Consider the following 12,275-nt stretch of genomic DNA (forward strand, 5'->3'; position numbering starts at 1 on the left):
TGTAAGAATAGAGGTTTTTTCATGCAAGTTTATTTAGTAGGCGGTGCAGTTCGGGATCATTTGCTCGGACACCCCTATCACGAAAAAGATTATGTGGTCGTTGGTGCAACTCCGGCGCAAATGCTTGACTTAGGCTATCAGCCCGTAGGCAAAGATTTTCCTGTTTTCCTACACCCCAAAACAAAAGAAGAATATGCACTGGCCCGTACCGAACGTAAATCCGGCACCGGTTATCATGGTTTTGACTTTCATACCGATATCAGTGTGACCCTGGAACAGGATTTGATCCGTCGTGACCTGACCATTAATGCCATGGCGATGGATGATGCCGGTCAGATTTATGATCCTTATGGCGGTCAGCAAGATTTGAATAACCGGGTGCTGCGTCATGTTTCCGATGCTTTTGTCGAAGATCCATTACGGGTGCTGCGAATTGCCCGTTTTGCGGCCCGCTATACCAGTGCAGGTTTTGTGATTGCGGATGAAACTTTAGCACTCATGCAGCGCTTGACGGAATCCGGTGAATTGAATGCATTAACACCGGAGCGGGTCTGGAAAGAAACTTCACGTGCCTTAACAGAACGTCATGCTGATGTGTATTTTGAAGTATTGCGTCAATGTGGCGCTTTAAAAGTCTTATTTCCTGAGATAGATGCCTTATATGGTATTCCGCAACGCCCTGAATATCATCCGGAAATTGACTGCGGCATTCACACCATGATGTCCTTGCAGCAGGCGTGTCGTCAAAACTATAGCCTGGATGTACGTTTCGCCGTTTTAGTGCATGATTTGGGCAAAGCATTAACCCCGGTTGAAGAATTACCGCGGCATATCATGCATGAAGAACGTGGCATCAAGCCGGTCAATGATCTGTGTGATCGCTTAAAAGTACCGACCTATACCAAGCAACTGGCGTTGGCAGTATGTAAAGAGCATCTGAAATGTCATCAGGCATTTAATCTCAAACCCGGTACTTTATGGCGATTATTGCAGCGTCTGGACGTTTTACGTCGTCCCGAGCGTGTCGAAGCTTTTGTACAGGCCTGTGAATGTGATTCACGTGGCCGTTTAGGACTGGAAGATCGTGCCTATCCACAAGCACAATATGTACTTGATGCCATGCAGATAGTACGTGCCATTAAAGCACAAGACCTGCCTGCCGATATTCAAGGCCCGGATATTGGCGAAATGCTGATTGAACGGCGTATTCAGGCACTGGGTGAACTTAAAGCCCAACAAACTGTATCTATTGAATAAAGACAAAGCACCCGAGGGTGCTTTTTTATTGCTTCAATCATTTAGTGCAGAGACCCAGCCCTCTAAAGAGCTTAAGGAAAATCAAATCCCGATCAGGAAATATCCGCCGGGAAACTAATCACTTGCTCCAGTTTCATCTGATTGGTCGCGATCATGAGCAAGCGGTCAATTCCCAAGGCAATCCCTGAACATTCCGGCATATTCGGTAAAGCCGCCAGTAAATACTCATCAATAGGCATGACATGCAGTCCCAATCTGGCCCGCTCTACATTATCCGCCTCAAAGCGTGAGCGCAAAACTCCAGCATCAATCAGCTCATCATAGGCATTGGCCAATTCTAAACCTTCGATATACAACTCAAAACGTGCAGCGACCAGTTCCCCATCTTCATCGATTCGGGTTTTCGCCAGAGAGGCCATTTCCGGCGGGAAATCGGTCAGGAATACTGCGGTATCAAAACCGAGACTCGGCTCCACCATATGTGAAAATAACAGGTCGATATAGCCGAGCCGATCCTCACCCAAATCCAGATTTAGACCGACACGACGACAGCAGTCTTTCAGTTCCTGCAAGGTCGCTTGCAATGGATTAATATCCAGACGATCCATAAAGGCATGTTTATAGCTCAAAATGGTTGGACGGATTTCAGCAAAACGTGCTTTAAGCGTCACATTAAGCAGATCGGCTACTTCGAACATCAAATCTTTTAAGCTAAAGCCCGGGCGATACCATTCCAGCATGGTAAATTCGCTATTGTGCTTACGCCCATGTTCATCATCACGGAAGACTTTACAAATCTGGTAAATAGGCCCGCTGCCACTGGCCAATAAACGCTTCATGGCAAATTCAGGTGAGGTCTGTAAATAATGCGTATGTGCTTTAGCCAGTACATGACGCTGCGCCTGTACTGAAGCCAAATGCACATCGGTCACACCGGCTTGAGATAAAATTGGTGTTTCGACTTCTAATACATCCCGCTCAGCAAAAAATTGACGGATTTGTGCATATAAGGTGGCACGTGCACGCATGGCATTCAGGTCACACGTCGGCTGATAAGTGCTATTCATGCTTTTGGCCCACCATGTGCAGCCCATTCACGACGCAGCGGATAGGTTTTTCTTAAATGATCAAAAGCCTGCTGATCCACTTTGCCATCCTTGACACAAGCACGCAGATTTTGATCATCACGGGCAATATCATAAATTTGCGTTAAATATTGCTTTAGCACCATTTTTAAATCCTGATTTTGGAAAAACTGCTCGCAGACCGGAAGCTGGGTTTCGAACTGTTTATGTGCTGCAAAAGCAAAAGTTTGACAGAAAGCGTCATAGATCATTTGAGTACCACGCGCCTTGCCTTCCAGGCTATAACCGGCAATATGCGGCGTCACCAGCGTCAGCAGATCCAGAAGCTCTGCTGAAATAACCGGTTCGTGTTCAAAAACATCTAAAATCACGGTTCGTTGTGTCGCTTTAAGATCCTGGATCAGGGCGGCCTCTTCAATCACTGGCCCACGTGCAGAATTAATCAGAATTGCATCAGGCTGCATTTGCGCCAATGTAGCCGTATTGAATAAATGGTAAGTTGGATAAAGACCCGTTTGAGTTAAAGGGACATGAATCGAAATCGCATCTGCTTGCTGCAACAATTCATTAAATTCAACTTGATCAACCTGCGTTCTTTGAACCAAAGGATCATAGCCAATCACGCGCCAGCCCAAAAGTTTTGCCATATAAGCCAGACGGGTTCCAACATTACCCAAACCGACTATACCCAGGCTAAATGTTGCATTGGCATCTACTAACTCAGGACGTACATGCAGTAATGCGGTAATGACATATTCAGCCACAGCTTGTGCATTACAGCCGGCTGCATTGCTCCACTGAATCCCATGCTGTTCCAATGCAGCAATATCCAGATGATCTGTACCAATAGTGGCACTGCCTACAAACTTGATCGAACTATTCTGTAGCAGTGCTTCATTGACCTGAGTCACTGAGCGTACCAATAATGCATCTGCATCCTGAACATCCTGTGCCATTAAGCTACGGCCTGGACAATGACGAATGTCTGCAAATTCAGAAAAGAAATAATCGGTAAATGCCAGATTTTCATCTGCGACAATTTTCATAATGAGATCCATATGATGCTTGGGCATATGATAGCGCGTTGATGTCTCTGACTCTATATTTGGCACATGCGTCCATTTTTCAAGTTTTAAGCTATGAGCTGGTTATTGATGAATAAAGTATTGAATCATTGCTGCCTAAAAAGAAAAACCCCAATCTTTCGACTGGGGTTTTTAGAATTTGGCGGAAGCGGTGAGATTCGAACTCACGGAGGACTCACACCCTCGTCGGTTTTCAAGACCGGTGCATTAAACCGCTCTGCCACGCTTCCTTGGCCGCCATCATATAAATAAATCGGATTTTTGGCAATAAAATTTAGCAAAACTTTTAGCAAAAGCTGTTCATTCAGTTAAAAATCAGTCGAAACAAAAGCTGAAATGTATTTTTATTTAAAGAAGTTAATACTTAAACGATGCCAAGAGGTATTTAATTCAAGATAAAGCAACGACATGAATCAGAATTAGCTTGATAATGAATATAAAAATAAAGGCATAAAAAAACCCAGTCAATTGACTGGGTTTTTAGAATTTGGCGGAAGCGGTGAGATTCGAACTCACGGAGGACTCACACCCTCGTCGGTTTTCAAGACCGGTGCATTAAACCGCTCTGCCACGCTTCCATGGCCGACATGATATAAACAAAAATCACGCTTGGCAAATATTTTCATGCTTTCACTGCATCAATTGCACAAAATAAAATCAATTCCATTAATTTGCTGAATTTTCTGGTTTTTCATAACGAATTGAATTGATGAACCAGCGTTTCTTTCCAGAAGGTGTCAGCACTTCAGCCTCATCATCTACCTGCTTGCCCAACAACGCGCGTGCCATGGGCGAACTGATCGAGATATGCTGCGGATGATGATCGTAAATTTCATCGACCCCGACAATACGTAAATTTTTCTGCTCGCCTTCTTCATTTTCAATCTCGACCCAAGCTCCAAAATAGACCTTGCCTTCCTGCTCTGGAGAAAAATCGATGATTTTTAGCTCTTCAAGACGCTTGCCTAGGTATCTGACCCGGCGGTCAATCTTACGCAAAATTTGCTTGTTATATTGGTAATCGGCATTTTCCGAACGGTCGCCGAGACTCGCTGCCCAGTTCACTTTTCTGGTGATTTCCGGCCGCTCTTCATGCCAGAGATTCTTAAGTTCTGCCACCAATTTATCGTGTCCACCACGGGTGATTAAGTTGGATTTCATACGTCGTGCTGATCAAATTTTCAGTGTATTAACTTACAAACAGCTTATTTTATTTACCATTTCAAAACAATGAAAAAATTCAAAAAAAATTCACATTATATTTCAGTATCTTAAAATTATTTTTAATAATAATTTGTGTACAAAATTTGACAATCGTTTTTTAGATCATTAATATGCCACCTACTTCCGGAAATGCTTACTTTTTAATCTATGTAGTTTTTCTACATAATGATGCGTAAATCTCTTGTCATTTTGAATGACGTCATGACTGCCCAACCCTTATTGAATTTATCAAACTGTTAAAATTTCTGGCTATGTTGGCTGTGATTTTTAGGGCATAAATTACTTGTAGCGGAGACAACATGCACAGTAGTTCATCCACTGGGTCGAGGCTTTGCCTACGATCTGTAATTTCTTCTCTCCCTTTGAAAGCACTTGTACTGAGCACTGCATTTATTCCCTTTCATAGTATCAATGCAAGTAAGACCACACTTCAGTTTGATCATGTGGTCAATAGCAATAAGCTGACCGTGGTTGCAGTCGAAAATCCGACCACCGTATTTCAGGATGGACAACATCTGCATGGCTTCGGTTATGACCTGGTGCGCAACTATGCCAACAGTCTGAATGTGAAACTGGATTTTAAAATTGTCCCGAATAATGCCACTGCACTGCAATGGGTTGCTCAGGGCAAAGCCAATCTGGCCATGACCACCACCGATTTAGGTGAAATTGAAAATAAGCGCCTGACTTCATTCTCCGCCACCTGTGGTGATCAGTCTATTTTGGTGAGTAATGGCTTGAATACCAATTTAAATCTGGTATTTAAATCTGCCACAGATCCCTTGAGCCAGACTGCTAGTGCTTTTATCTGTAAAGGCAAACAAAGTGGTGCCATCAAGCAGCTTGCTTCATTTTATAATCAGAATGTGGTGAAAGAGGAATCTTGGACAGCCATTCAACGTGATTTGAGCAACCGGTTACCGATCTATAAAGCAAGCTTTAAACAGACAGCGCAGCAATATGATCTAGATTGGCATTTATTAGCTGCCATTGGTTATCAGGAATCTTATCTGAAACCGAACTCAGTCTCTCCGACAGGTGTTCGCGGTTTGATGATGCTGACCAATAGCACTGCTAAAGCAATGGGTGTGAGCAATCGTACCGATCCAGCCCAAAGCATTCAGGGTGGTGCCAAGTATTATGATCAAATGCTGAGCCGCTATGAGCATATTCCTTATCCAGATCGCAACTGGTTTGCACTGGTCGCTTATAATATGGGCCCAGGTGCAGTGAATCAGTTACAAAAACGCATTCAGTCACAAGGCAAGAATCCAAATAACTGGGTAAACCTCTATGCCTATCTGGATCAGAATAAAGCCAATAACGGCCGCTATCGTCAGGCAGTACAATATGTAACCCGTATTCGTGCTTATCTGGAACACATCAAGACCACACCACAATTGGTGAATATCTAAGGTCTAATGAGCTGGATTTTATTCTATCCGGCGATAAAAAAGCTTACCTCAAAGGTAAGCTTTTTTTGTGCTCATTTCAGCTGATGTTCAGCAAAATTAAGCTGTCGTATTTTCAAGTACTTTCTTGAATAGATCTTTTTGTTCCTGACTCGGTTTGGCAGTTTGAAGTGCCATCAATTGAGACATATCACCCTGTACTTTGATTTTACCGGTCATAAATGCCTGCATGGCTGCGGCCATATCAAACTCCAGAAAAACTTTACGTAACGTTTCGCCGTCCATATTCAAAGTCGTTTTGGCATTTGAAGACAAACCTTTTTTAATTGCTCCACCATCTAAAGATAGTTCAGTATTACCTGTAGTGTCCGCTACAACCAAATTAATCGCCAGGTTCGCCAAAGCTGGTGGCAAGTTTAAATCACCAGCTTGCGCAGTAAGTGTTTCTACAGTTGAAAACCAATCATCAGTTAAAAAAGCAGGCATGATCTTTCCTCAAATTATTTGTTCATTTGTGTCGACTATCCAGACGACATCATGTTGAAGCTATTATGCTCGTGCTTTGTTATATCATGATCATTAGCGCAAAGGCTAACGAATTTTGTACGCGTCGTTCAATTTTTGTAGTTCTATTTTTATTTGTTTTTCATACAGACATCAACCCGAAGGCTGATATCTGTGTGCTGAAATTATTCTGCGGCAAAGCCCAGATTGACCATATTAATCCGGCGTTTCTCGCCTTCCAGCGCTTCTTCAGTCGAACAGCTGTCTTTGAAGTCAAATTCGCGCTGGCTGTCCAGCACTTCAAAGTCAAATAATTCACGATCGACCAGCTGTGATGGCGAGACATTTTGCAATGCACCAAAAATACTGTGCAGACGTTTTGGATGTGCCTTATCCCAATCACGTAACATGTCATTGATAATTGCGCGCTGCAGGTTCGCCTGAGAGCCACATAAATTACATGGAATAATTGGAAATTGACGCATTTCTGCATATTTGATGATGTCTTTTTCTTCCACATAAGCCAGTGGACGAATCAGAATGTTCTTTTTGTCAGAAGACAACAGTTTTGGTGGCATGGCCTTCAAGCTGCCGCCATGGAACAGGTTCAGGAAGAAGGTCGCCAGAATATCATCACGGTGATGCCCCAGCGCAACCTTGGTCGCACCAATTTCCTGGGCAAAGCCATACAAAGAGCCACGGCGTAGACGCGAACAGACGGCGCAATAAGTCTTACCTTCCGGGGTCAACTTTTTGGTGATGCTGTAGGTGTCTTTTTCCAGAATGTAATACGGAATGTTATTTTCTTCTAAATAACGTGGTAATACATCTTCCGGGAAGCCTGGCTGTTTCTGATCCAGATTCACCGCCACGACATCAAAGTTGATCGGTGCGATACGCTTGAACTGCAACATGATATCTAACAGGGTGTAACTGTCTTTACCACCTGAAATACACACCATGACCTTATCGCCTTCTTCAATCATTTTGAAGTCACGAATGGCATGTCCGACCTGGCGACGCAGCTTCTTTAACAAACGATAGTAGGCTGAGCTTGTTGGCAGTTCAGGTTTGAAATTAAATCCTTGTTCGGACTCAACTGGCGAGTACATAGACGAGATTCACCCATAAATAAAAATACCGCGCAATTTTAGCCGATTCAGGCCCGCATCGCATCAAAAGAATTTATTTTCATGCAAATGTCATATTAGTTTCATTTTCATGTTTTATTTAGATTGATATATTGAACGTTTCAGTTCAATTAATCAGCAAGATGCCTAGTTTTTGGACTTTTCCACAGTTGTCCACAAAAGCTGTGGATAACTTTGTGGATTGAAACGCACTTGACAAGTTCTTCGTCTCAAAAGATAAGGCTTTTCTTTAAATTGATCACTTTTTAACCAATTTAATTATTAATAAAAATCAACTAGTTAAACCTGTCAACCCTAAGGTTTTAAATTAAATCATATTTTTTTTTCTAACTCTAAAATGTAAAAAATGGCTTGCACTTACAAACTCGTTTATAAATGCAGCGTACAAGTCTTTTCATTCCGTAATTTTTTGTTAAACTCATCATTAAATTTTTCTCGATTGTGTTTACCTAATATAAACAATGAAAATAAATTTGCGTGTTTTGGGGTGTCAGGGGATCAGTGCTGTGCTATTGGCAAGTTGTTGCCAGTTGGTCTATGCCGGTCAAACCATTTATCAGTTGCGCGATAGCAATGGCAGCACCTTATTAACCAATAAGAAAAGTCGCTATAACCATCTTCAGGTTGAAAAGAAGACCTATTATCCAGACAGTAATATTCATAGTTATAGCAATTGGGGTTCCAGTGAAGCTTCGGTCTTGCCGAGCTATAGTAGAAATAAAAATGCTTATGATTCGATTATTCGCCAGGCAGCGCAAACCTATGGTGTCTCTGAAGGCCTGATCAAAGCCGTGATGCATACCGAGTCCGGTTTTAATGTACAGGCTCGCTCTCCAGTCGGTGCACAAGGCCTGATGCAACTCATGCCGGCGACAGCACGTCGTTTTAATGTCAGCAATGCCTATGACCCGCAGCAGAATATTATGGCCGGGGCCAAATATCTGGCCTGGTTATTGAAACGCTTTAATGGCAATACCACCTTGGCACTGGCAGGTTATAATGCCGGCGAAGGCAATGTGGCCAAATATAAGGGGGTGCCACCTTTTCGTGAAACTCAGGACTATGTCCGCCGTGTCAGCAGCCGTTATCAGAACTTGTACGCACAGGGACTGGGCAGCACCAGTGGTACATATACCGCTTCCTCTGATACTGGTCGTGTCATTGCCAGCTCTGCCAATTATTCAACTGAAACCACGACGGCGTCCAATGTTCAGGCGGCAAAATATCAGCGTCAGATCATTGCACGAGCAGATGGTAGCTTCACTGATGCACCGATGGGTTCTTATGCCAATGCCAATGCGACAGCATCTGCAAAAATATATTTAAGTGAGTAATTTTGAAACAGCTTTGTTTTTAAAGACCTATCTTTCAATATGGACAAAAAACATACTGTCTTTTTGTAGCGAATTGCTATTTTTTTCTTGAAATCTTATCGATTTCACCTCATATTGATTTCAATGATTTACATTCAATAATCAGATTATTTTTCTGTAATAAGAGGATTTCTCAATGATGCGGATTGGTTTGTTCTTGCTAACCAACCTCGCGGTACTGGTTGTAGCTGGCATTATCTTGTCACTCTTCGGTGTCGGTAGTTACCATGGCGCAGGTGGCTTGAATCTAGGCAACCTGTTGGTCATCTGTTTCGTGTTCGGTATGGTTGGCTCAATGATTTCCCTGTTCATGTCTAAATGGATGGCGAAAAAGACCACGGGTACTGAACTGATTGACCCGAATGCACCTCGTAACCAAGCTGAAGCCTGGTTGCTCCATGAAGTTGCACAACTTTCTCAGCGTGCAGGCATTAAAATGCCGGAAGTGGGTATTTTCCCATCTTATCAATCCAATGCCTTTGCCACTGGCTGGAATAAAAACGATGCTTTAGTAGCCGTATCGACTGGTCTGCTTGAGCGTATGAACAAAGACGAGCTTCGTGCAGTATTGGCGCATGAGATTGGTCACGTCGCCAATGGTGATATGGTCACTCTGGCACTGATTCAGGGTGTTGTGAACGCCTTCGTCATGTTCTTCGCACGTGTCGCGGGTGATTTTATTGACCGTAACGTTTTTGGTCGTGAAGAAGGTGAAGCACCGGGTATTGCCTATTTTGTAATTACCATCGTACTGGATATCGTATTCGGTATTCTGGCGTCGTCGATTGTGATGTGGTTCTCCCGTCAGCGTGAGTATCGTGCCGATGAAGCCGGTGCGCGCTTGGCAGGTAAACAGGCTATGATTTCAGCATTATTGCGCTTACAGGCAGAGTCTGAAATGCCAGATGCCATGCCGAAAGAAATGAAAGCATTTGCGATTTCTGCGGGTAAAGAAGAAGGCTTTAGCCTTGCTGCCTTGTTCCAGACGCATCCAAGCATCGAACAACGTGTTGCTGCACTACAACAGCTTGATTGTACTTAAGTAATACTATTCATTGATTGAAAAAAGCCTGCACTTGCAGGCTTTTTTATTGGATTCAATTATTCATTATTTATATAGGGCTTTATGCGCTGATCCACTGATACAACGCCATCGCCCCCCACCCAATCGCAAAAACAAATAGAATCAGGAACAAGGCGCCTAAAATATCCGGGATATGAATCCAGATCCAGGCCACTACAGGATTGCGCCAAAATACAGATTGCTGCTGTTTGCGTTCCAGGCTTTCATGCAAAAAAGGGTGTACCACATGTCGATCACTGTGAATCTGATATTCTTCACGAATATGAACATGCACCACATCAAGCGCCTTGCGACTGGGACGAATAAAAATATCAAAAATGGTGCCTGCCACTGGAATAAATCCAACCACCGCATCCATCACCGCCAGTTTCATGACCGGATTCAGCTTGGCACTCGGCACCCCAATCTGTTTGGCCTTATGAATGGCATAACAGGTCAATACAAAACCGGCGATATCTCCAGCGACCGGAATCGTACTCAGCGCGGCATCTGCCCCTACCCCTTGCTTGGTAAATGGAATACGTACCACTGAATCCATCATGTTGGCAAACTTGGCCAGATCACGTTCCAGACGAATGACCTCTTGTTGACTCAGTTTTGTTTTTTGTCCAGGCTCAGGCATATGTGATTCCAAAAATAGGGCTGACTTTCATCAGCATAAATTATTTTGAGACCAAAGTTGTAGCAATCTGTGAATTAAAACAATAATTTGGAAGCAACAAATAGATAAATAATCACACCGGTGGCATCACAAATAGAGGTCACCAAAGGTGCAGAGGCACTGGCCGGATCCATCTTAAACTTGTTCAGAATAAAAGGCAGACTCATGCCGATCAGGCAGCCCATCAGCACAATGCCGAGCATACTGATCGCCAGAACCACAGCCACCATGATATCCCCTCGGACATAACCCAACACCGAGACAGCCAGTGCCATGGTGCCACCCAGACACAACGCCACCAAGGTTTCCCGGCTGAGCAGGCTAAACCAGTCTCTAAACTCTACATCACCGGTGGCCAAAGCACGCACCATCAAGGTCGCCGACTGCGAGCCGGCATTACCACCACTGCCCACCAGCAATGGCAGAAAAAAAACCAGAACAATATGCGCGGCAATGGTCTCTTCATAATGTGCAATGCCAATGCCGGACAATAGACTGCCAAAGACCAGAATCACCAGCCAAGATACGCGCTTCTGGTACAATGTAAAAATAGGCGCAGTTTTTAAACTTAACTCAGTTAAGGGCTCAACCGCCCCTGACTTTAAAATATCCTCGGTGGTTTCGGCTTCCATGATGTCCATGGCATCATCATAAGTGACAATTCCAAGAATTTTTTTATGCTCATCGACAATCGGCAAAGCCATAAAATCATAATAGGTTAAAGTTTTTGCGACGTCTTCTTGGTCATCCCCAATCTTGGCGTAAATCACATCTCTTTGCATGATCTCGGCAATGCTGGTTTCAGGACTGGCCTGAATCATCTGCCTTAAAGAGACTACCCCGATCAGCTGGTCCTGCTCATCAACAATATAAATCAGATACAGGGTTTCCTGATCTGCGGCCACCACACGCAACATTTGGATAGCGTCATGAATCGACAGATCCTGATGCAAAGAAACAAAACTGGAGCTCATCAGCGCACCAGCAGTCCCTTCAGGATAAATCGCCAGATCTTTTAGGGTTTGCCGACTCGCTTCGGACAATTTTGCCATGAGCTGCTGCTGCAGCTGTGGAGAACATCGTTTATAAACATCGACAAAGTTGTCCGAATCGAGCGCATTTAAAATCGCAATAATCTGTGCGACCGGTAATTGCTCAGCCAGACTGACTTGTTGGCTGAGTGGCATAAACTCGAATACCCGGCTCGGTTCTTTGAGTTCCTGAAAAATCCGGATCTGTTCTTCTAACTTCAAACCTTTTAAAATACTGGCCTGATCGGCGACATTCAGCTCATTTAATAAGCCAATCGCCATAGCATGGTGTTCAGAACGGATCTGTTGTTGAATATGCTGTATTTTTTCTGAAATTTTCGGCATAGGCAGTCCATGGTTATAAGCGCAAAGGCGTGGATTTTAGCATCATCCTCCGAACATTACCCC

11 protein-coding genes and 2 tRNA genes are annotated in these 12,275 nt (G+C 43.7%); 4 read left to right on the forward strand and 9 right to left on the reverse strand.

Annotation, left to right across the window (positions count from 1 at the left end):
• Positions 1-21 precede the first annotated feature (21 nt).
• A complete protein-coding gene (locus KT990_RS05235) occupies positions 22-1,257 on the forward strand; it encodes a multifunctional CCA addition/repair protein (protein WP_074383390.1) in 1,236 nt (411 codons plus the stop codon).
• A 92-nt stretch (positions 1,258-1,349) separates the two neighbouring features.
• Here the strand turns inward: KT990_RS05235 and epmA are convergent, their stop codons facing one another.
• The 5 genes from epmA to greB form a co-directional block, all read right to left on the reverse strand.
• A complete protein-coding gene (epmA, locus tag KT990_RS05240) occupies positions 1,350-2,324 on the reverse strand; it encodes an EF-P lysine aminoacylase EpmA (protein ID WP_218209269.1) in 975 nt (324 codons plus the stop codon).
• Positions 2,321-3,388, reverse strand: a complete 1,068-nt coding sequence (locus KT990_RS05245; RefSeq protein ID WP_005169904.1) for a 4-phosphoerythronate dehydrogenase — start codon at positions 3,386-3,388, stop codon at positions 2,321-2,323. Before KT990_RS05245 ends, epmA begins: the two co-directional genes overlap by 4 nt.
• Before the next feature lie 179 nt (positions 3,389-3,567).
• Positions 3,568-3,657 (reverse strand) — tRNA-Ser (locus KT990_RS05250).
• 258 nt (positions 3,658-3,915) lie between these two features.
• Positions 3,916-4,005, reverse strand: a tRNA-Ser gene (locus KT990_RS05255).
• Between the two features lie 88 nt (positions 4,006-4,093).
• Positions 4,094-4,588, reverse strand: a complete 495-nt coding sequence (greB, locus tag KT990_RS05260) for a transcription elongation factor GreB (protein WP_005097688.1) — start codon at positions 4,586-4,588, stop codon at positions 4,094-4,096.
• A gap of 362 nt (positions 4,589-4,950) precedes the next feature.
• On the opposite strand from greB, the gene KT990_RS05265 reads away from it, so the two are divergent.
• Positions 4,951-6,066, forward strand: coding sequence for a transglycosylase SLT domain-containing protein (locus KT990_RS05265; RefSeq protein ID WP_005097690.1), 1,116 nt, complete (start codon positions 4,951-4,953; stop codon positions 6,064-6,066).
• Between the two features lie 96 nt (positions 6,067-6,162).
• Here the strand turns inward: KT990_RS05265 and KT990_RS05270 are convergent, their stop codons facing one another.
• Positions 6,163-6,549 carry an SCP2 sterol-binding domain-containing protein gene (locus KT990_RS05270; RefSeq protein ID WP_004280536.1) on the reverse strand — a complete coding sequence of 129 codons (387 nt, stop codon included), beginning with the start codon at positions 6,547-6,549 and terminating at the stop codon, positions 6,163-6,165.
• Between the two features lie 203 nt (positions 6,550-6,752).
• Positions 6,753-7,679: a tRNA 2-thiocytidine(32) synthetase TtcA gene (ttcA, locus tag KT990_RS05275; RefSeq protein ID WP_005097691.1), complete on the reverse strand. Its 927-nt coding sequence runs from the start codon at positions 7,677-7,679 to the stop codon at positions 6,753-6,755.
• Positions 7,680-8,179: 500 nt separating this feature from the next.
• Here ttcA and KT990_RS05280 point away from each other — a divergent pair, with 500 nt between their 5' ends.
• Both KT990_RS05280 and htpX read left to right on the forward strand, forming a co-directional pair.
• Entirely contained in the window at positions 8,180-9,052 is an 873-nt protein-coding gene (locus KT990_RS05280) for a lytic transglycosylase domain-containing protein (RefSeq protein ID WP_218209270.1), read from the forward strand.
• A gap of 175 nt (positions 9,053-9,227) precedes the next feature.
• Complete coding sequence (gene htpX, locus KT990_RS05285) at positions 9,228-10,133, forward strand: protease HtpX (protein ID WP_218209271.1); 906 nt, start codon at positions 9,228-9,230, stop codon at positions 10,131-10,133.
• A gap of 82 nt (positions 10,134-10,215) precedes the next feature.
• On the opposite strand, the gene KT990_RS05290 is transcribed toward htpX, so the two are convergent.
• Positions 10,216-10,797, reverse strand: coding sequence for a DUF4112 domain-containing protein (locus tag KT990_RS05290; RefSeq protein ID WP_005169896.1), 582 nt, complete (start codon positions 10,795-10,797; stop codon positions 10,216-10,218).
• A gap of 74 nt (positions 10,798-10,871) precedes the next feature.
• Entirely contained in the window at positions 10,872-12,212 is a 1,341-nt protein-coding gene (gene mgtE, locus KT990_RS05295; RefSeq protein WP_100357860.1) for a magnesium transporter, read from the reverse strand.
• Between the last annotated feature and the right edge of the window lie 63 nt (positions 12,213-12,275).

The sequence above is a fragment of the Acinetobacter sp. F9 genome (assembly GCF_019195275.1).
Classification (GTDB): Bacteria; Pseudomonadota; Gammaproteobacteria; order Pseudomonadales; family Moraxellaceae; genus Acinetobacter; species Acinetobacter pseudolwoffii.